Here is a 21175-nt window from a genome sequence, read left to right as displayed (position 1 = left end):
GTTGCACGCTCTGCTTGTCTACGCATGCATGCATAGATTAAGCTGAACACAGCGGTACATAGTTCCGCTTACTCTTTTATATGCAGCGCATCGCTCTACCAGTGTTGGCGCACTGGGTTTATGAAATAATGCGTTTGTGCATATGAGTATCTGCAATAGCGTTCCCGCCTCTGGCGGTGGTGGTCAGCATCTCGGTCGAAGTTTGGCGACCTGGTCCGAGCTGCTGGCCGTTTGCTTTGTCAGCTCTTATCTGCCGACGACTTGCATAATATTCCTCATATTTTACCTACTGTAAACCTGCGGCATTCTACAAATATTTTTATAATCAAATGCTTACGCTGAGTTTGGATTCTTTTTTAATGTTTCATATCATTTCATAGTGTTTCATAAAGCCCCATACGTATTGCCTGATTTCATTTCATTTATGAATTTAATGGATGTATTAGGGTTTTGTGTTGAGAAACTTTCATGATCTAGGCGTCATTCTCTTTCCTGTTCAATACTAACTGCCCCCACGCTTGCCATGCTTCGCGTTGCTCTCTGGCATAGTCGTGGCGCTGATAGGTTTCAATCAAACGATCTGTTGGGGCGTGGTTTAGCATTTGCTCGACAACATACGGTGCAGTGCCAAAATGTTTTAGCAGGCCCGTAGCGAATGAGCGGCGCAGGTCATGAACGCTGAAGCGTGGCATATCGGCAAGCGGTGCGTTCATGTTCTGTTTTGCCAGTTTGCGGCCCTGAAGTCGTGCAATAGCGGTAGTCAGGCTGGCGTCGCCAATCGGCTGGCCACTGGCTCGCTGGCTCTCAAACACGTAATTCAGATTTCCCGTTACAGCTTGCTGCTCCCGTAGTAGGTCAACGGCTGAACTGGAAAGGTAAACGGTATGCTCCCGGCGCGATTTGGTGGTTATGGCTGGCAGTGTCCAACTAGCACTATCTAAGTCGATATCTTGCCATTTGGCTTTTAGTAGCTCCCCCCGTCGTTGCCCAGTCAGAATTAGCAGCTTGAGGGCAGCGGCGGCGCTAGCGTCTAGGTTGGCGTTCTCTATCGCATCCCAGAGGCGCTCGATCTCTGCAAGGCTCAATACACGGTCACGCGGAGCTGACTTTGTAGCGCCTAGTTGGCCTGGCTGAATTCCTTGAGCGGGGTTGGTGTCGATCTGCCCATGCGCCTCTGCATACGCCAGCATTGCCCGCAGCAGGGTTAAGCACTTGCTCGCTTGGTTTCTTGATTGCGTCCCCGCTATTTTGGAAATGGTACTTTTCACCGTGCGGGCATCAACGTTTTTGACCAGCAGCGTACCTACACGCTCTTTTAGGTAATGGCCCCAACGCCAGCACGCTTGCTCTACAACAAGCGGTGAAGGCGTGCGCTTAGTCCGTACCGTGGGGGTCTTTGCGTAGCTCTGAAGCCATAGCTCGAAAAGCTCTGCCATTGTCCAGGCTGACTCATTGCGCGCCTTTTCATCGCGCTGTGCGTGTTTTGGGTTAATGCCTTGAGTGTGAAGTGTTACAGCTTCACCGTGACTTTCTCTAGCGTCCTGCAAGCCTACGCTTGGATAGCGGCCAAGGCTGTAGGTGTCTTGTTTGCCATTGAAGCGGTAACGGTAATACCAAGCTTTTGAACCGGTGGGCTGTACACGAATAGCCAGGCCGCCACCATGGGGTGACAGCACGCTTTCCCAATAAACGGTGCCTTTGGGCTTGAGTGCTTTTAGCTGGCGGTCAGTGGTTATCACGGCAGACTCCTTTTCATTACCACTCTGGTAACTGCATTTTGAGTCTATAACCACAGGTATCAATAGACAAGCATAAACAAAAAAATCATCTAAAGCCTTTATTTATAGGGTTTTTATTTGTCTATTGGGGTGGGTGAGGGTAAATGAGTTTAGTCCTCCGAAGCCGAAGGTCGCAGGTTCGATTCCTGCCGGGCGCGCCAAAACATCTCAAGGGCTTACGTTAACGCGTAGGCTCTTTTGTTTTGGCTGTGTCAAATCTATCTCATCCGTTTGCCAAATCCGCCAGCACATGTGCGTAACCCTGATATTTATCTGATGACCTTTAGCTGTAATCTAACGCAAGTTGTGGCGCAGGTTATTCAGTATATTCCCACCTATTGCGCTGTTGTTGAACCAACGCGATCGCTGTGCTGCTGAAGCCTTCGCGGTCAAAATGTTTACTCTTGCGCGCGAACGTTGAAGAAGCTACCCGCTCTTTTTATATGCAATATCGCGTTCGCCACTATATTAAAGCCCGTTCCATCGCAGCCGATAATAATGACTAGGATTAAACTGCATCCTGCCAAAGTTAGCCATCACTACAATAAATCAGATAACTACCAGGTGACTCAATGCTGGAAAAACTCCACAAGATCAATGTGAAATATACCTTGGCGTTTATCCTGGTGGCCTTGTCGCTGCTAGGCGTTGTGGTGGTCGATAGCCTGCTTGTTCAGTCGATGCGCGAACGCATGACAGCGTTTAGTGGCTCCTTTAATCCGGCGGTATCAGCGGTGCTCAATGCGGACCGTGACCTATATCAGGCCCGGGTGGCTGAACTTGAAGTGTTGCGTGAGGCGCCGGGCAGTGATGGGGCGAGCGCTCAGTACGATGATTACCGTGAAAATGCTGAGCAAGCCTATGATCGAATGCATAACTTCCTCACACTGCTGGATGCATATCCGCAGGTGAGCGAGGGCCTTGAACCGTTCGAGGATCGCTATATGGCATGGGAGGCGGCGTCCCAGGCCGTCTTCGACCTACATGCGGAAGGTGAGCTTGATGCCGCTGAAGAGCAGTTGGAGAGAGATTCGTTAGCGGCCTTTAATGACTTGCGTGAGCTTTACAACGTTGCCGGAGAAAGCGCCGACGCGCGTGGCTTAGCTCTGGAGCAAGAAACACTGGCGGCAGTCGCCGTGCAGCAACGCTGGGTGATGGGCTTCACGGCATTCGTGTTATTGGCCACGCTGGTGATCGCCTTGATGGGGCCGAACCTGATGTCCCGAGCCATTCGTCAAGTCAGCAGGCGCATTCGCGATATTACCCAAGGCGAGGGTGATCTTACCGCACGCATTGATAGCAAGCGACGTGATGAGATTGGCGAACTGGCCCGTGAGTTTGATGGTTTTATTGCGCGTATGGATACCAGCTTTCAGGCGGTTCGCGATGGGGCCTACAATGTCAATATAGCGTCTGGTGAAATTGCTTCAGGTAGCGAGGATCTCGCGTCACGCACCGAGGAGCAGGCTTCTGCTCTGCAAGAAACGGCGTCCAGCATGGAAGAGATGTCTTCCATCGTGCGTCAGAACAGCGAGTCGGCCAATAATGCCGATAAGCTTTCCAGTCAGGCCGCTGAAAAAGCCGAGAAGGGTGTTAAAGAGGTTCAGCACTCGGTTGAGTTGATGCGCGAGCTCGAGACCAGTTCGCGCCAGGTGGGTGAGATTGTTGAAGTCATCGACTCGATTGCCTTCCAGACCAATATTCTGGCGCTTAATGCCTCGGTCGAGGCGGCGCGTGCAGGTGATCATGGCCGTGGCTTCGCGGTAGTGGCTAGCGAAGTGCGCAAGCTCGCCAGTCGCAGCGCGGATTCATCCAATAAAATTCGTGAAATGATTACGGATATTAGTGAGCGTATCGCTAGCGTAGCCGAGCAATCGGTGCGAAGCAGTGAGGGAATACAGAATACGGTGCAGGCTATACGCCAAGTGTCGGGGCTGATGAATGAGATTTCGCTCGCCGTGAGCGAGCAGGAGTCAGGCATCCAGCAAGTGGGTGTAGCGTTGACGCAAATGGATACTGCCACTCAGCAGAATGTCACGATGGTATCGCAAACCAGTAGATCGGCGGCGTCGCTTCAGGAGGAAGCCAACCGACTCACTCGTCTAGTAGATACGTTCAAACTTAGCGGTGAAAAGTCGGTGGCCGCGTCTTCGTCGCTCCCCAAACAGACCTCTCAGTTCACGCCGCAGCGCAACCTGAAGTTACCGTGCTGAAGAAACAGTCTTGACCAGAGCCATCCATACAAAGCCTAAGCCACTGGGAGTGATTCATCGCTCCCCCAGTCTGCCCAAGAACCGTCGTACAGCGATAGCTGATGGTATCCCGCCAGTTCGGCGGCCAGTAGAATGATGCAGGCGGTGATGCCCGAGCCACAGGAAAACACCAGTTGGGGTTCATTGTTAGATTGGAGAGACGGAGCAAGCGTTATAAAGATTGCCTTCAGCTCGCTAACAGGTTTAAAACAATTTCCCTCTAGCACCTCTGTAAACGGCAGATTATGAGAATTGGGGATATGCCCACTGCGCACCCCAGGGCGGGGTTCAGGTACCTGTGCCAGGAAGCGTGAACGTGATCGGGCATCAACAACGGTTACTCGGCTATCGTCCAGATATTGCAAAACGTACGCTGAGTTTCGCACTCGGCTGTGATCAAGGTTGGCGACGAAGTTGCCTGGCTTGGTTGTCGTTTCCGTGATGGTAGAAACAACGTCCCGCTGCTCGGCTAGCCACTGTGGCAATCCTCCATCCAGAACAAAAACGTGTTTAACACCCATTGATCGGAAAATCCACCAAGCCCGAGGCGCCGAATAGATACCTTGATTATCGTACAGTACGACGAGGCTTTCGGCCGTAATGCCCAGCTTTTGAGCTTCCTCAGTGACTTGCTCCTCTGTTGGAAAGGCGTGGGTCTGAGAAGAGCCGGTGTCACAAAGCACGCCTTCAAGATCGATCTGGCGGCTACCCGGTATCCACACCGGGCGATCATAGACGATAGGCTCTTTGCCAATCACCGTCGCCATGCTCGCATCGATCAGCACTAACCGTTCGTTATCTAGGTTGTCTTGCAGCCATTGGGTCGTCACAAGGGGGGATGACATGATGTTCTCCGATCAGGGATTGGCAGTTTGTGTGATTCTAGCGATAAGCAGCTGTGCGCTACAGCGTCTCCACCTCAAACGCCACTATCTGCCGTTGAGCGCTTGAAAATTCCACGCCAATTAAGTGAATTGGCTTGCCAGTCCTACTTATCGTAAATATATAGCCCTTCCAACAGTCAGCCCAGGGTATCCAGCAGCATACTGAAACCGATGGGGTAAGCCTTGGCGACATTGGAGCAGCTTTTTAGTGTTCATGGGTAGAAATGCCTCCTAATTGTCCGGCGTGTGCCCGTATGGTTTCCAACATGGTGGTTGCCGCAGCAGAGGGTGAACCTCGGGATGGTGTAATGATTCCCAGCGAACGGGGCACATAAGGATCAGTTAAAGGACGCCACTCTATACCTTCTGCAGAAATCTGACGGAAACTGAGCGAAGGAAGTGCAGCAACCCCGAGGCCTGCGGCGACCATTCGTCCAGCTGTACCTATTTGGCTCACTTCACACATCAAATCCATTTCCAAACTCAGTTCGTTCAACACGTTCTCAATTGCAGCGCGCGTACTCGAAAGACGGCTCAACCCAATAATGGGGTAGTGCAGTAGCGTCTCCCAAGGAACGGTTTCCAACGCCAACAAGGGGTGCCCAACCGGACATACCGCTACAAAGTAATCTTCTACGAGTGATTCAAAATGGGTCGCTTCTGCGAGTAGCGGTTGTACCGATAGCCCAATATCTGCCCGCTGGTCACTCACCAAGTCATCCACCTGGGAAGCCAACACATCGTGAACACTAATAGCAATATTGGGAAAGCGTTGACGGTAGTCGGCTAGCACGGTCGGTAAAAATCCCGCCGCTAATGTCGGCAACGCTGCTAACGTTATTTTGCCTCTCTGTTTGTTGAACAGCTCTCCAAGGTCGCCCAGAGCTTCATCCCAATCGCTAATCAGTCGTCTAGCGGTGGGCAGAAAAAACTTTCCTTCTGGGGTGAGCTGCACGCCGCGAGGAGAGCGGTTGAACAGCACGCCACCGACACACTCTTCTAACTTACGAATGGCAATGCTTAACGCTGGCTGTGACATGTAGAGGCGCTCGGAAGCCTCAACGAAGCTGCCGAACTCGGCGATCGCTACAAAAGCTTTTAACTGACGTATAGAAGGCTGCATAAATAAAGTAAAAGTCTCGTTCGTATAATTATATTAGACAAATACTAGCAGGCTCTCTCATTCTTAATAAGTCAAATGACGTACATCTTCTGGAACCAACAACCCACAATACCCAGAGAGAGCAATGACTATGTACTCGCTAAAAACGCCGCTCTTAACCGCTATCCTCAGTGCTGGCTTGATCGTTGGCACTGCGGCCCAAGCAGAAGAACAGCTTTTAATTGGCTCTACCTCCACATCCTCTAGCCAATACGGCTATTTCGTCGCTGTTGGGCAAATTATTAATCAGCATGTGGATGGTGTGCGCACCTCGGTGGTAGAGACTGGTGCCACGGTCGACAACTTGCGCCGCATTTTAAGAAACCAGGTCGATATGGGCCTCGTCACCACCAACGTGGGCTATCACGCCTATGCGGGTGAAGGTGAGTTTGAAGGTCGCCCTGTGGATAACCGCCTTCTTTGGGTCTACTCCCAAGCACCACAAAATGTTGTGATGCGCGAAGATTCTGGCGTTACGAGCATGGCAGAACTAGACGGGGCGCGCCTTAACCCTGGTATTACCGGCTCTGCCACCGAAGCCACGACGATTGCCGTTATGGAGACGCTTGGGCTCACCCCTGAGTATGTGCGCGGGTCTACTACGGATGTGGTTGCCGGTGTAAAAGATAACCGTATGGCGGGATACGTTAAATCTGGCGTGGGTGAAAAGCTGGATGGTTCCTCCATGGATATTGCGACGTTTACGCCGATCCAAGTGCTGTCGCTTAGCGATGAACAGGCTGAAATTCTGAATGAACAAATGCCTGATATTTCCGTGGTCAATATTCCTGAGGGAGCGGCCGATGGCATGCCCGCCTACACAACCTGGAGCTTTGGCTTAGCGATGCATGCAAGCCCAGAGCTTGATGAAGAAACGGCTTACCAAATTGTTAAAGCCGTGATGGAGAATCCCGAGCCGCAAGTCAGTGCGCTAGCTAACCTTGCCGATGTTGATATCGCCGAGCTCACCCTAAACAGTGGAACGGTGCCCTTTCATCCAGGTGCCGCACGCTATTTTGAAGAGCAGGGATACGAGATTCCTGAACATCTGACGCCGTCAGAATAAGGCGAGGAGCTCGATTCCATGCGCAATAAACTGCTCATGCTGGTCGCCCTGTTTTTGGGCGGCTTCATTTTCTACACCTCAGCGACCGGGCCTTTTGAAAGCTTGGTTCACCGCAGTCTCTTTCTTGCGCTGGTTATCGGGCTGGGGTTACTCACTTATCCATTGGGCGCTGGTAAAACTTGGCGCCCCTTCGGGATAGTCATTGATTGTTTATTAGCCTTGGGAGCAATAACTGCCTGCCTGTTTATTACTTTCAACGCTAACAGCATTCTGACTACCTTACCCTGGGCAACGACGCAGGATATGGTGTTCACTGCCATTTTAGTGGTGTCCATTTTGGAAGTTGCCCGACGGGCTATTGGATGGGTATTTCCACTACTAGTGGCAATGGGTATCGCCTATGCTCTGCTGGGAGACCGACTTTCAGGACCGCTCAGCCATCGAGGTTTTGATGCCAGTTTCGTGACGGAAACGCTGTTTCTCGGTGATTTAGGCGTATGGGGGATGCTACTCGGCGTCGCCGCTACCACCATTGCCGCGTTTGTACTCTTTGGAAGCCTGCTGCTCCACACAGGTGGTGGCCAAACCTTTATTGATCTTTCAATGCGAATCGGCGGGCGTAGCCAAGGTGGGGCCGCCAAAATTGCGACGGTGGCTTCCAGCCTGTTCGCTATGGTCAGCGGAAGCGCGGTAGCCAACGTCGCCACCACTGGCAACTTCACCATTCCTATGATGAAACGGCTCAAATACCCACCGGCCTTTGCTGGCGGCGTTGAAGCTGTTGCCTCCACTGGGGGGCAGATCGCGCCGCCGATTTTAGGCGCGGCGGCGTTTATCATGGCGGAGATACTTGGTGTCAGCTACGTCACGATTGCCCTAGCTGCCGTATTACCCGCGTTCCTTTTCTATGTGGCTGTCTTTTTTACGCTGCACTTAGTAGCTGTGAGAAGCGAACTTCCTTTAGTACCTGAAAGCGAGCTTCCCGCATGGCCAGATGTACTCCAATTTAAGCGTCTAACCCCTATTGTTGCCGCGTTGGGTGGCTTGTTTGGTGGCGTTCTTAATGGCTACTCCATCCAATTCGCAGCTTTCCTGGGCATTACCTTTCTGTTGATCAGTTATCTTTTCTTTGCTTTGTTGAACCGAACGCCGCCCCGTCAAATCGTACGTTCGCTAGTGACAGGCCTGGAGGATGCCGGCAAGGGCATGGTCATCATTGGCGTTTTGCTAGCAGGGGCACAGATTTTGGTGGCAATGCTCAACCTAACGGGTATTGGCGTCACGCTTTCGACGCTAGTAGTCAGTGTCGCTGGTGAGCAGGTTCTCCTGGTGGCGCTAATTGTCGCGGTCATCTGCCTCATTATGGGCATGGGCATTCCTACCACCGCTGCTTATGTGCTGGTCGCTGCCGTACTGGCGCCTGCGCTAACCCGCATCGGGATCGAGCCGCTGGTTGCCCACCTATTCGTCTTCTATTTTGCGACCATCTCGGTCATCACTCCGCCCGTGTGCATTGCGGTTTTTGTTGCCGCTGGCATCGCTAAGGCTGGCTGGTTACAGGTCGCGGGGCACGCGATCCGTCTGGGGGCAACTACCTACATTATCCCTTTCCTGATCCTGGCGTACCCCGCGCTTATCGGTTTAGGCGATGCTTGGGACATTACCTTAGCCGCCGCTCGTGCCATGGCCTTTGTCTTGGCTTTCGCCGGCATATTGGGGGGCGCTCGGCTCTTCGGTAACCGATGGCTGGATAGTACGCTATTGGCAACCACCGGGCTATTGGCGCTGGTGCCGAATATCGCACTTGGGTTAGTGGGCATTGCGAGTCTGACGGGACTCTATCTATGGGCGTGGCAATCCTCTCGGCGTATTGCACTTCAAGGAGTGGAGCTATGAGTCATCAAGGAGTGAGCATGACGAATATTGTGATGATTGGTTGTGGCATTATCGGCATTAGTTGGACCGCCTACTTTCTTTCTCGCGGTTTACATGTCACCGCTTTTGACCCGGATGCCACCGCCCGCGCCAACTTTACTCAGCGCGTGGCTGAGGATATGCGTGCCCTTGGCGTCGATGCCCGCATGCCCGTGGTAGCGCAAACACTGGCAGAGGCCTTACAGGGCGCAGAGCTAGTCGTCGAAAATGCGCCTGAATCCGTAGCGCTCAAGCAACAGCTATTAGCAGATATTCAACGGGCAGCGCCATCGCAAGCGTTGGTAGTGAGCAGTACCTCCTCTTTAAAGCACTCTGATATCACCCAGGGCGCACCTGCTCCTGAGCGCATTATTATCGCTCACCCCTTCAACCCACCCCACCTCGTCCCTCTGGTTGAACTGTACGGGCCAGATACTGAGCTGGTGCAGCGATTGGTCGATTTTTATCGAAGTATCGGTAAGCAACCGGTGATGCTCCGTAAAGAGATGATCGGCCATATTGCGAATCGTCTCTCTTCGGCATTGTGGCGGGAAGCGCTTTATCTATTACAGGAAGGCGTGGCCAGCGTGGAAGACATCGACCTGGCTGTGACGGCAGGGCCTGGATTGCGTTGGGCCATTCAAGGGCCGTTCCTGACCTATCATCTGGGCGGTGGCCAAGGGGGCATTCGCCACTACTTGGAACATCTCGGCCCTAGTCAAGAGTATCGCTGGGCGAGCTTAGGGCAACCGACCATGAACGACGAACTTTACGCGCAAGTGATCCAAGGGGTTGAGTCGGCTACTCATGGGCAATCACTGCCTGGCCTGTTCTCTGAACGAGACCGGCAATTGACAGCTATTCAGCAAGCGCTAACGACTAACGTAAAACAGGAGGAGGCCCGATGAGCGTCTCACCTTGTTTGCTAATGGTCGCCCCCAATGGGGCTCGGCGTGTCTATCAAGACCATCCTGCTATCCCCCTGACCCCGGAAGAGCTCGCACGCGATGTACAAGAGTGTCTAGCGGCTGGCGCCTCAGCCATGCATGTGCATGTGCGTGAAACCGACGGACGCCATTTACTTGATGCGGGTGCCTATCAAGATGCCATTAGCGCCATTCAGGAAGCCGTAGGAGACCAACTACTCCTTCAGGTCACCAGCGAAGCCGGTGGGCGTTATTCGCCTTCAGAGCAGAGACGTGTCATTGAGGCGTTACAGCCAGACTCCGTTTCTATCGCGGTGCGTGAATGGTTCGGCGATGCTTATGAGGTTCGAGCCAGTGGCGAGCTGTGCCGTTACCTGGCCAGTCGCGGCACACATATTCAATACATCGTTTATTCGCCTGAAGACCTTACCTACTTCAATCAGTTAAGAGAGAAAGGTGATGTGCCTAATGCCCCGGCTTTCTTACTCTTCGTACTTGGGCGCTATACGGATCCACCCATTGCCGACCCAAGCCGTCTACCGAGCTTTTTACACGCATTAGTGGCTGGCGACCACTGGGCGGTCTGTGCGTTTGGGCCGACCGAAGGTGACTGCTTAGCGCTGGCGGCCCAGCAAGGTGGCCATGCCCGCGTCGGCTTTGAAAATAATCTATGGCGAGCGGATGGCCAACTCGCGACCAACAATGCCGAGCTAGTCGCCGCGACTAAAGCCCGTATTGAAGCAACGGGACGTCGGGTGATGAGCGCATCCGAAGCACGTCGTTTTCTTGCACTTACCACCGCTGCTAACACGGGGGTGACCTTATGACGGTCGTGGTAGGTTGTGGTGCGGGCTTCTCTGGTGACCGTACCGATGCGGCTAGGCCGCTGGTCGATGCCCTCATGTCTTATGATGCCCCTCGTGCGCTGATGTTTGAAACACTCGGGGAGCGCACGCTGGCGGCTGCTCAGTTACGCCGGATCAAAAACCCTGACAGCGGCGATGAGCCGCTGCTGGAAGAGTTTTTATCGCCTGTTCTGAGTGACTGTCTGGCTCACCACATTACGATTTTGGGTAACTTTGGCGCGGCTAACCCAGATGCCGCGCGTCGTCGCATTCAGCAGTTGGCTAAGCGCTTAGGCCACTCTCAAGCGTGCTTGGCCACTATTCAAGGCGATGACGTAAGAGATCGCCTGCATGAGCTCGACTGGCTAGCTTGGGAAGGCGAAAAGCGCGCAATTTCAACCTTAGAGCAAGTTGTTGCCGCTAATGTCTATCTCGGTGCAGATGCCCTGATAGAGGCGATGACCCAAGGGGCTCAAGTCGTGATCACAGGACGCGTGGCCGACCCTTCACTGGCGCTTGCTCCTATCTGCTACCACCACGACTGGGCAAGCGATGATTGGGACAGACGGGCAGCAGGGGCATTAGCAGGTCATTTAATCGAGTGCGGCACGCAAGTGACGGGTGGCTACTTTGCTGACCCCGGCGTGAAAGACGTGCCCGGCATGGCTTCGCTGGGGTATCCACTTGTCGAAGTTGAGCGTAATGGGCGACTCGTTGTGACTAAACCCCCAGGCACAGGGGGTTTGGTCACTGAGCAAACAGTAAAAGAACAGCTGTTATATGAAATACACAACCCCAGCGCCTACATCACACCGGATGTGGTTATTGATCTTGAGCATGTTCGCATAAAGCAACTGGCCAAAGACCGTGTTGAAGTTACCGGGGTACGTGGCAAACCCTCGCCAGCGCGGTTAAAAACCACCGTTAGCTTCCTCGCAGGCTATCAAGGTGAAGCTGAAATCTCTTATGCGGGCCCGAATGCTTTCGCCAGAGCACAACTAGCCAGAGAGACGCTGCGTCAGCGTTTATCATTACGCTGCCCAGCCGATCTGCGCGCCCGTTACGACTTAATTGGTGTTTCTAGCGTTTTTGATGGCGATGCCCACCTAAACACTCAACACAGAGATGCAACAGCGAGCGACATTCGCCTTCGCCTCGCGGTAGAGCATGCTGAAAAATGCGTAGTGGAGCGGGCAACACAGGAGTTATTAGCACTTTATTGCTGCGGGCCAGCGGGCGGTGGCGGTATACGTCGGCACCATACTCAGCGATTAAAAACCGCCTCTTATCTAGTACCAAGGCAGCAAGCTGCTCCTGTTGTCACACTGCATAAAGGAGAAGGTGATGAGTGAGCTATTGCACCGTTACGCCCATGCCCGGGCAGGTGATAAAGGTGACCGACTAAGCTTAGCGGTTTTTGTGTATCAGGAGGCTCACTATTCCTGGCTCATCGAACAACTCTCGGCATCAAACGTTGCCGCGCTATTTGAGCACCGGGGCGTTAGTCACGTAACCCGCTACTTACTACCACATCTCAATGGAATGAACTTAGTCCTGGATGATGCGCTACAAGGGGGAGTCAATGGCGCACTCAACTTAGATGGTCACGGAAAAACGTTGTCGGCCTTACTGTTATCTATGAAAGTGGCGCCACCCCCAACTTAACTGCACTAATGAAAGTCAGTAGGCGTTCTTATTGTTAGATCATGACTCTTGAACTTGTAGGGTCGAGGAGATTCTAGATGGTGCAGCCTCTGATCAGCCCATCAGAAGCTGACTGGCTAGGCCACCCCCTACCAGCAGTAAGCCAAACAGGATGAACCCCAGTATAAAAGGGCGGATACCCAACTCCTTGAGCTTTTCGATTCGGGTTTCAAACCCCAGTGCGGCCATGGCCATGGTCAACGCAACCTGACCAGCCAGAACAAGTATCTGATGGAGGCTGGTGGGCAGGTGGGTAACACTGTTGAACACAATCATGGCGATGAAGCCGAAGGCAAACCAAGGGATTACCGGCTTGCCCGCACCTGATCCTGAGTCACGGGCCTGCTGACGAAGCCACCATTGCCCGACGAGCAATAGGAAGGGCAACAGCAGTATCACGCGAACCATTTTGACAATAACAGCACTGGCCAATGCCTCGGGACCCACCGCATCAGCAGCGGCCACGACCTGGGCGACTTCGTGGACAGTCGCGCCGATATAGACGCCAAAGAGACCTTCGTTCATTCCTGCAAGCGGGTATAAAAGAGGGTAGACAAGCATTCCCAGCGTGCCGAAGAGCACGACAGTGGCGACGGCTATGGATGAGGCCGCAGGCCGCGAACGAATGACCGTTTCGGTGGCGAGTACCGCCGCTGCACCGCAGATGGCACTGCCTGCACTTGTTAATAGTGTTGTTTCACGATCCATACCCAGTATGCGGGTGCCGATCTGATAGCCGATGATAAGCACACTGCAGATCACCACCAGATCCAACAGCAACACCTTAAAACCAAGGGCGAAGACTTGTTGCAGGGTTAATGACAGGCCAAACAGTACAATGCCGCCCCGCAGCAGCCAGCGGGTGGCGAATGTTAATCCTGGTTGAGTACTTGGAAGGCGGTGTGCAAGAGGCAGGTTACCCACAACCAAGCCTAACAGTAAGGCGAATACCAATGGACTAATACCTTTGGAAGCGAGTCCGGGGAGGTTAGCCAAGCCAAAGCCTGCCAAGGTTAGGGTGCTACACAGAATCAGACCTTGCCACATAATGCTTTCTCTTGTTGGTGCGTATGTGGCTAGCATAGGGGCAAAAATGCTGTATGGTTATCAACATATAACCATATGGCTGTTCGGTAAAAACGATATATGACCCCTCATGTGACTTTTCGCCAGTTGCAGGTTTTTGTCGCTGTTGCTCGTGACGGCACGGTTATTGCCGCTGCTGATCACTTGAAGCTGTCTCAATCGACGATTAGCCAATCGCTCTCAGATCTTGAGCGTCATCTGGGGGTCGAGCTCTTCGAGCGGCTAGGCCGACGTTTACAGCTCAATAGTATGGGAAGCTACCTGTTACCCCGTGCCGAACGCCTTCTGGAAGGTATGGCCGATTTTGTTGCTGTCGCTGAGGATCCTGAAAGCCAATTGCAGGGCACGCTTAATATATCGGCCAGCGCTACCACGGGTACCTATCTGCTGCCCCCTCTGGCCGGATACTTCAGCAATCAGAACCCGAGGGTGGATCTTCGGCTACGATTGCGTAATACCGGAGAGGTGATTACGGATCTGCTGCGCTTTGATGCTGATTTGGGGCTGATCGAAGGGCAGTGTCACGAATCGCGCCTGACGAGTGAAACATGGTGCGAAGACCAGCTTGTGATTGTCTGTTCCCCACAGCATCCCCTGGCCAGCAAGGAGTGGCTGGATGACGCTGATATCAGAGCTGCCGCCTGGATACTGCGCGAACCTGGATCAGGCACGCGTGAAGTATTTGAGGCCGCTGTGTTACATCATGTAGAACGTTTGCAGGTGCGCATGGAACTCAGTCAGCATGAAGCCATCAAGCAAGCAGTGAAAGCTGGTCTCGGTTTGGGCTGCCTCTCTCATCGCAGTGTGGAAGGGGAGCTTGAAAGAGGAGAATTGGTTTCGCTGAACAGTGGGTTAAAGCTCACCAGGATTTTTTCATTGGTGTGGCATCCAGAGCGTTATCGGAGCCCTTTGTGGCAGGCGTTTAAGGTTTTTTTGATCGATAATCATGGCAATCCTCCGCAGCCAGGCAGACCACAATAACTGGGTTCGAAATGTACAGCTAAGATGTGTTGTGCACAGAGTCTATCGGTGACACTGCTTTTCACGCTCAGGCTGCCAGTAAATGGCATCAATTCGGCTCTATGGTTTGGTATTGTTGGGTAGTGGCTATTTTCTATGATGCCGCCTATTTTGAGACCACGGTTGAGGCCGATGAAGCGCACCTGCTTACTTTTTCATTATAAGTTAAGGTTCTATTCCGTTAACTCGCTCAATGATCTCGGTTGCTCCGCTAATATCAGGTAAGTACTCCCCTTGGGCCACTCGTTGGAGAATTGCCTCTTCCTGTTGTTGCAGCATAATGGCCTTTGAGGCAATCGTAACGGCTTTTTGAGCAGGTACTACTAGAGCTCCACTCTCATCGGCGAGGATAATATCACCAGGGTGAATAACGAGCCCTCCGAGAGTGACTGGCATATTCATAGTGCCTCCCAACCCCGCCAATTTAGTTGTTAAGGCTGAAATGCCTCGGCACCAAACCGGAAATCCTAGCTCTTGAATAGTTTGTGCATCCGTCGCCATTCCGTCGATGATGACTCCTCCCACACCTAGCTTTTTGGCTACGTGAGTCATCACCCCGCCCCAACATGCGTGTCGGTCGTCGCCTTGTCTGTCAATGACTAAGATGTCTCCAGGGCGTACTAATCGCATCGCGTGATTAAGTAGCGTGCCGTCTGTGGGTGGGAGAGAGAGGGTCACAGCAGTTCCTACCACCCGCGTCTGGGCGAGCAGTGAGTGAATCGCTGGATCGATGAATCCATTTTCTCTGAAATGGCCAATAGTGGCCGTTTCACACTCGAGTAGTTGCTGACTGATATGGGGATCAATCGGTGTTGGCATCTGTGCGATGTGATACATGAATATCTCCTAGTGGTCAGATCAAGCTGGGTAAAAACGTGATAAGAGAAGGCAAGAAGAACAGTACTAGCATGCCGAAGAGGAAGCAGATGACGATCGGCCAAGCTGCGGCAAAGATCGTTTGCATAGGTACTGAGGGTGCGCCGCCTTTCACTGCAAATAAGTTATAGCCGAAAGGGGGCGTTAGGCTGCCGACCGAGATATTTATTAAAAATAGGGTCCAGAACCAGATGGGGTCGAAGCCATATAGCTTGACCAATGGTGCATAAATGGGAATGACGACCATCATGAATGCAATCTGGTCGATGAACATGCACGCAACGAGCGGCACTAGCATCAGTAGTAACAACATCCACATGGGATCAAGTTCTAGGCTAGTGGCCAGCCCTACTAGACCTGAAGTCGCACCAGCGAAAGAGAGTAATTGGCTGAACAGTTTCGAACAGGCCAGGATAGCGATGATCATGGCGCTGATGCCCAACGAAGAGAGTATCGCCTGCTGTGCCATTTTGAGTGTGAAACGACGGTAGTAAACCGCTACCAACATGGCACCAAGCACGCCAGTGGCTGCAGACTCCGAAGGCGTGGCAACCCCTAACATGATTAGCCCGAGCACCGAGAAAATGATGATACTGAACGGCGCCATATTCAGTAGCGCTTTACTACGTGCTCGCCACGTTCCGCCTCCACCTTCGTCGGCGTTAGGTGCTAAGGAGGGATTGAGTATCAATTTTACTACTACGTAGCCGACAAACAGCCCTGCCAGAAGGATGCCCGGGATAATGCCAGCGATGAGCAGTCGCGCGATCGAGATATCGACCATGGAGCCGATGATGATGACCAGCAGGCTTGGGGGAATAATCGGTGCCAAACTGGCTCCCCCCAGAATTAGGCCGATAGAAAGCCTATCATCATAGCCACGCTGCTGCATTGTTGGTAACGCCGAGCGGCTCAGCATGGCGGTCACGGCTAGGGCTGATCCTGACAAAGCCCCAAACAGGGTGGCAAGTACAATGACAAAGAAATATAGGCGACCTTTTATACGGCCCATTAGTGTGTCCAGGGCATCAAAAATGACGTCTATCGAACCCGACCGGAACAGCAATTCTCCCATCAGTACGAACAGTACGATGGTAGTGAGAGTTTCTGAGGTGACAGTACTGTATACGCTGTTGGCGAACATGCCGAAGCCTGCACTGCCCATAAGCCAGAAAGTACCCAGGACGTTGACGGTAAGAAAGGCGATAAAAATCGGCACGCCCAGAGCGAATAAACCCATTAGCAATGTGAGGGCAATGCCTAGCGAAATATACCATTCCATGCTTAAGCCTCCTGTCGCTCGTTATCATCATGAGAGGGCCCCGCAAACAATGCATGGCGCAGGAAGTACAAGGCGGTATTGATAAAGGCATAGCAGATGAAGCTTGAAACCCAGTATTTAGGAATATCAAGACCCAATGCGGTTGTAGTTCCTCCATCAAATTGGCGGAGTGTTTCCTTAACGATGATCCAGGCGGTGACAATACAAACACTTCCTGATATTAGTGCGATTACTCGGTCATAGCGTTGGCGCATGGAAGGAGAGAGCCTTTCAGGGAGTACGGTGATCGCGATGTGGCCATTAGTGCGCGCTAGCTCCGGTATGCTCAGGGATACCGCGATGCAAAGGAAATAAGCGACAAGGGAGCTTGACCATAGTGTCGGGGCATTAAAAAAGTAACGAGCGACCACTTCGATCCAGAAGCATAAGACGATGCCACATAAAGTGGCACCGCCAAGGTAGAACCCGAATCGCGTGATACGGTCATGGAGTCTAGCTATCGGGTGGGACATAGTGATACCTACTCGACCGTCGCAGTCATGTTGTTCTGCTCAGCGATTGCACGCATGTTGCTGACCGCCTCTGGAGACTTGTCGATCCCTAACTGCCAGATTCCTTCATTGACCAGGACATCAAGCCGCTCGGCATCAGATTGTTGAAAGTATGTTTCCTCCATTCCCTTTTCTTTCAATGATGCCCACTCTTGCTGTGCTAGCTCATCAAGAATGGCGGCTGTTTCGTTTTCTAGCGCGTTGCCTTGCTCGAGAAGTAACGTTTGACTGTCCTCATCGAGCGCGTTGAAGGAAGCTAGATTCATGAATAAGTAGGTATAGGTTTGACCGAAGGTAGGTTTGGTAAAGTACCCTGCGACTTCGTTCCACCCAAAATCTTCGACGCCGTTGAGTCCCCAAGCGGCTCCATCGATCACACCACGGTCAAGCGAAGAGTAAACATCCCCACCTGACATTAGCACTGGAGTTCCCCCTAATCCTTGAGTGATGCTGGTATAAGTCGCGCTACCGCGAATCCGGCGACCCTCTAGGCCAGGAGTGCTCTCGATGGGTTCCTTGAGTACATATTGAAAGCCGCTGCTACCTAAAGGCGGAATTGCAATTAATTTGAGACCGAGCTCGTTATAGTGTTCATCGATAAAGTCCCAGAGGCCTGATTCGTGGGTAGCGTCAGGATCGACAAAGACCGCATCCATAGCAGCACCGACACCGGTAGTATTGGTATGGTAGGCTCCATGAGTGTAAAGCAGATCGAAAACACCAGATGATACAGGCTCAAGTTGCTCGAAGGGTGATACAACATCTGGTCCGTTCAAGCCGATTTTTAGAGCACCTTGGCTAGCTTCCTCGACTTTTGTTATATATCGCTGGGCAACTTCGCGTGTATAAGCACTCGTTTGGTCGTAGCTGGTGAGCATTCTCAACTCAGTAGCCATAGCATGTGATGCGCTCAATGTAAGAATGACTAATGCAAGGGAACGTTTCATTGTCTGCCTCTTTGTGTTTGTACTGACGAATTAAATGTTTTGCATGGGGCTATTGAATCTAGTCATGACAATGACTAACGGTCAATAGAATATAAAAAACTAGAGTTTTTTATTTTTTATGGATAAGATTAATAGAATTTATACAAAAGATTTTTATTTGGTATGTTATCAATTTTTCACTAAATAATTTTTGGTTGTTAATTGACTTTTTCTTTAGCACTTGATTAGTACAAAAAAACCATAAAAAAAGTGCTAGGGGCACTGTTTTGGTGCAATATTTTTCTATGCTGTATGTGATAAAATCAATTTTAAATAAGTTCAGTGGGCCACTTTTAGTATAAAAATTAGCTCTATTGTTAGAGGTTAAGAAGAGGCTTTATGAGACCCGTTCACGATACATTGGATTGGAATCTTCTTAGAACTTTTATTGTTATTGTTCAAGAAGAGAGTGTCAGTAAGGCTGCCAATAGGCTTTACCTTTCACAGCCAGCAGTCAGCCTCTCATTGAAACGATTGGAAGAGAGGTTAGGTCAGCGGCTAATCGAGCGCGATAGTCACAGCTTTAATGTGACAAAAGCTGGGCATCTCGTCTATCGAGAAGCCATCGATATCTACGCTAACGTAGCACGGCTGGCTGCTTCAGTAGGAGACTTTGACCCTGAAGTAGTCGGTCATGTTTCGCTACTTTTCATAACGGGAATTCAATGCCGATTCCTTGACAGTGTGTTCGAACGCTTTCATAAAAAGTTTCCCCAGATCACATTTAGTATTGAGGATATGTCTAGTCAGGAGGTGCAGAATGCGTTGGCCCAAAGGCAGGGAGCCATGGGTATCTGTCTCGCATTGCAATGTCCGAGTAATCTGAATAGCCAGACATTAGCGAGACAACGGTATCGGCTCTACTGCGGAAAAAGCCATGCACTCTTTGGCCGCCATAACTTGCCGATGGATAGCCTAATGAGTGAGAACTATGTCTCGTTTGGCAGCGAGCAACTTGATGGTGTGCTCTCTTCACTTGCAGTGTTTCGTGCCCACCATGGTCTTAAGGGCAATGTGGTCGGCCAATCGAGTAGCCTCCAAGAAATTCAACGAATGGTAATTGCCGGATGGGGTATTGGTTGTTTACCCGAGCATTTAGTGCTGAGAGATGTTGCGGAAGGTCGGCTCTGGCCCCTTCCGCCCTATGATGGCGTCGCTGAAATCGATCTTCACGTGATGTGGCACCAAGATGCCCGTTTCAGTGATGCTGAGACCATCTTTATGGAGTTTTTCCTTAATGCTATGGGTAAGGTGCCGCTCGAGGAGCGGCTCACCACTGGACTTGAAGTGTTCGACGAAACGCCTGATGTCGAAATGGCTAAATAATAGCTAATGGTATTATTTTTTGTAGGTCAAATTGAACCAGGTCGTCTTCAGATCTGAATACTTGTCCAGTGCATGAAGTGATTTATCACGACCAAAACCGGACTGCTTCATTCCACCAAAGGGGACACTAATATCACCATCGGCATAGCAGTTGACCCAGACCAAGCCAGCCTGAAGGCGCTTTGATACGCGATGCGCACGGCCAAGGTCACCGGTCCAGAGTCCAGCTCCAAGTCCATAGATCGAGTCGTTAGCCAAGGCGATGGCCTCGGCTTCGTCGGCGAAGCGACTTAGACTTAACACTGGTCCGAAGATCTCCTCACGCATCACCGTGGTGGTTTGGGCTCCTTCCAGGATTGTTGGTTCAACGTACCATCCTCCCTCTACAGGCGTCGCATGCTTTCCTCCGTGGTGGAGAGTCATGCCCTCGCTGAGTCCTTGTTCGATAAAGTTTAATACCTTGGCATGATGGTCGGCGCTGACTAACGCTCCCATACGCGTAGAGGGATCCAGCGGATCGCCAGCTGGCATGTTTTTTGCGGCAGAAACCAGTCGTGGCAAGAAATCATCAAAAATAGACGCTTCCACATACAGCCTAGAGCCTGCAATACACACCTCCCCCTGGTTGGTAAAGATACCTGCGGCAGCGGCATGTGCGGCGGCATCTAGGTCTGGGCAGTCAGCAAAGACTATGTGCGGAGATTTGCCTCCGCATTCGAGCCACACCCGCTTTAGATTGGACTCGCTGGAGTAGCGCATAAATCGCTTGCCTGTGGCGGTGGATCCTGTGAAAGCGAGTGCATCGACCTGTGGATGCATTCCCAGCGCTTCGCCAGCGGTAGCACCGTGGCCAGGGGTGACATTGAATACGCCATCCGGCAGGCCCGCTTCCTTGGCTAGTGCAGCTAACCTGAGAGCACTAAGGCTAGAAGCCTCGGCGGGCTTGAGTATGACGCTATTACCGACTGCCAGTGCTGGGGCGAATTTCCAGGCGGCGATCATCAGTGGAAAATTCCATGGCACCACAGCAGCGACCACACCGAGAGGCTGGCGGGTGATGGTGGCATGAACGTCTTCGCTAGTGGGAGCTATCTCATCGTACTGTTTATCGATCGCCTCGGCATACCAAGCCACACAGCGTGCTGTTTCGGGCAAGTCAAAGGCCAAGCTATCAGCGATTGGCTTTCCCATTTCGAGTGTTTGTAGAAGCGCTAGCTCTTCTGCGTGCGTTTCGATAAGCGAGGCGAAGCGGAGCAAAACCCGTTTGCGCTCTAGTGGAGGACAGCGAGACCAGTCACCCGATTCGAAGACTCGACGTGCGGCAAGTACAGCACGATCGATATCCACACCACAGCAGGCAGTCACGTTGGCTATCATCTGGCCTGTCGCTGGGTTGTAAGCCTTTAGAGTTGAGCCGTCATGGCTGTTGACAAATTCACCGTCGATGAAGGCTTGAGTGGTCAGCTGTAGTCGGCTGGCTAGCGTTTGCCAGTAAGCTTTATCGTGCATTGTCATAT

18 protein-coding genes are annotated in these 21175 nt (G+C 52.0%); 9 read left to right on the top strand and 9 right to left on the bottom strand.

Annotated elements, in window-relative coordinates:
- Nucleotides 1–473: 473 nt before the first annotated feature.
- On the bottom strand, nt 474–1739 hold the full coding sequence (locus NDQ72_18970; protein ID WKD28095.1) for a tyrosine-type recombinase/integrase: 1266 nt from the start codon (nt 1737–1739) through the stop codon (nt 474–476).
- Nucleotides 1740–2350: 611 nt separating this feature from the next.
- Between NDQ72_18970 and NDQ72_18965 the strand changes: the two genes are divergently transcribed.
- A complete protein-coding gene (locus NDQ72_18965) occupies nt 2351–3991 on the top strand; it encodes a methyl-accepting chemotaxis protein (protein WKD28094.1) in 1641 nt (546 codons plus the stop codon).
- A 35-nt stretch (nt 3992–4026) separates the two neighbouring features.
- On the opposite strand, the gene NDQ72_18960 is transcribed toward NDQ72_18965, so the two are convergent.
- Both NDQ72_18960 and NDQ72_18955 read right to left on the bottom strand, forming a co-directional pair.
- Entirely contained in the window at nt 4027–4875 is an 849-nt protein-coding gene (locus tag NDQ72_18960) for a sulfurtransferase (GenBank protein ID WKD28093.1), read from the bottom strand.
- A 244-nt stretch (nt 4876–5119) separates the two neighbouring features.
- On the bottom strand, nt 5120–6037 hold the full coding sequence (locus NDQ72_18955) for a LysR family transcriptional regulator (protein WKD28092.1): 918 nt from the start codon (nt 6035–6037) through the stop codon (nt 5120–5122).
- A gap of 130 nt (nt 6038–6167) precedes the next feature.
- Between NDQ72_18955 and NDQ72_18950 the strand changes: the two genes are divergently transcribed.
- The 6 genes from NDQ72_18950 to NDQ72_18925 are packed head-to-tail and all read left to right on the top strand — an operon-like array spanning nt 6168 to nt 12492.
- Nucleotides 6168–7142, top strand: a complete 975-nt coding sequence (locus tag NDQ72_18950; protein ID WKD28091.1) for a TAXI family TRAP transporter solute-binding subunit — start codon at nt 6168–6170, stop codon at nt 7140–7142.
- An 18-nt stretch (nt 7143–7160) separates the two neighbouring features.
- The gene (locus NDQ72_18945) at nt 7161–9038 is read left to right on the top strand and encodes a TRAP transporter fused permease subunit (GenBank protein WKD28090.1); all 1878 of its coding nucleotides are present in this window, start codon (nt 7161–7163) and stop codon (nt 9036–9038) included.
- Nucleotides 9035–9964 (top strand): 3-hydroxyacyl-CoA dehydrogenase NAD-binding domain-containing protein, encoded by a 930-nt coding sequence (locus NDQ72_18940; GenBank protein ID WKD28089.1) that lies wholly within the window; start codon nt 9035–9037, stop codon nt 9962–9964. Before NDQ72_18945 ends, NDQ72_18940 begins: the two co-directional genes overlap by 4 nt.
- The gene (locus tag NDQ72_18935) at nt 9961–10809 is read left to right on the top strand and encodes a 3-keto-5-aminohexanoate cleavage protein (GenBank protein ID WKD28088.1); all 849 of its coding nucleotides are present in this window, start codon (nt 9961–9963) and stop codon (nt 10807–10809) included. The genes NDQ72_18940 and NDQ72_18935 overlap by 4 nt, the downstream gene beginning before the upstream one ends.
- Entirely contained in the window at nt 10806–12179 is a 1374-nt protein-coding gene (locus tag NDQ72_18930; protein ID WKD28087.1) for a DUF1446 domain-containing protein, read from the top strand. Before NDQ72_18935 ends, NDQ72_18930 begins: the two co-directional genes overlap by 4 nt.
- Complete coding sequence (locus tag NDQ72_18925) at nt 12172–12492, top strand: hypothetical protein (protein WKD28086.1); 321 nt, start codon at nt 12172–12174, stop codon at nt 12490–12492. The genes NDQ72_18930 and NDQ72_18925 overlap by 8 nt, the downstream gene beginning before the upstream one ends.
- Nucleotides 12493–12585: 93 nt before the next feature.
- Here NDQ72_18925 and NDQ72_18920 read toward each other — a convergent pair whose 3' ends face one another.
- A complete protein-coding gene (locus tag NDQ72_18920; GenBank protein WKD28085.1) occupies nt 12586–13578 on the bottom strand; it encodes a putative sulfate exporter family transporter in 993 nt (330 codons plus the stop codon).
- Nucleotides 13579–13677: 99 nt separating this feature from the next.
- Here NDQ72_18920 and NDQ72_18915 point away from each other — a divergent pair, with 99 nt between their 5' ends.
- On the top strand, nt 13678–14598 hold the full coding sequence (locus NDQ72_18915) for a LysR substrate-binding domain-containing protein (GenBank protein WKD28084.1): 921 nt from the start codon (nt 13678–13680) through the stop codon (nt 14596–14598).
- A 204-nt stretch (nt 14599–14802) separates the two neighbouring features.
- On the opposite strand, the gene NDQ72_18910 is transcribed toward NDQ72_18915, so the two are convergent.
- The 4 genes from NDQ72_18910 to dctP are packed head-to-tail and all read right to left on the bottom strand — an operon-like array spanning nt 14803 to nt 18293.
- A complete protein-coding gene (locus tag NDQ72_18910; protein ID WKD28083.1) occupies nt 14803–15474 on the bottom strand; it encodes an RraA family protein in 672 nt (223 codons plus the stop codon).
- Nucleotides 15475–15490: 16 nt separating this feature from the next.
- Nucleotides 15491–16795 (bottom strand): TRAP transporter large permease subunit, encoded by a 1305-nt coding sequence (locus NDQ72_18905; protein ID WKD28082.1) that lies wholly within the window; start codon nt 16793–16795, stop codon nt 15491–15493.
- 2 nt (nt 16796–16797) lie between these two features.
- Nucleotides 16798–17307, bottom strand: coding sequence for a TRAP transporter small permease (locus NDQ72_18900; GenBank protein WKD28081.1), 510 nt, complete (start codon nt 17305–17307; stop codon nt 16798–16800).
- 8 nt (nt 17308–17315) lie between these two features.
- Nucleotides 17316–18293: a TRAP transporter substrate-binding protein DctP gene (gene dctP, locus NDQ72_18895; GenBank protein ID WKD28080.1), complete on the bottom strand. Its 978-nt coding sequence runs from the start codon at nt 18291–18293 to the stop codon at nt 17316–17318.
- 378 nt (nt 18294–18671) lie between these two features.
- On the opposite strand from dctP, the gene NDQ72_18890 reads away from it, so the two are divergent.
- Nucleotides 18672–19658: a LysR family transcriptional regulator gene (locus NDQ72_18890; protein WKD28079.1), complete on the top strand. Its 987-nt coding sequence runs from the start codon at nt 18672–18674 to the stop codon at nt 19656–19658.
- A 12-nt stretch (nt 19659–19670) separates the two neighbouring features.
- Here the strand turns inward: NDQ72_18890 and NDQ72_18885 are convergent, their stop codons facing one another.
- Entirely contained in the window at nt 19671–21173 is a 1503-nt protein-coding gene (locus tag NDQ72_18885; protein WKD28078.1) for an aldehyde dehydrogenase, read from the bottom strand.
- Nucleotides 21174–21175: the final 2 nt, after the last annotated feature.

The sequence above is a fragment of the Halomonas sp. KG2 genome, from assembly GCA_030440445.1.
In the GTDB taxonomy this organism is placed as follows: Bacteria; Pseudomonadota; Gammaproteobacteria; order Pseudomonadales; family Halomonadaceae; genus Vreelandella.
The sequence above is the reverse complement of the archived record's forward strand: the minus strand, read 5'-3'. Positions and strand labels throughout refer to the sequence as shown.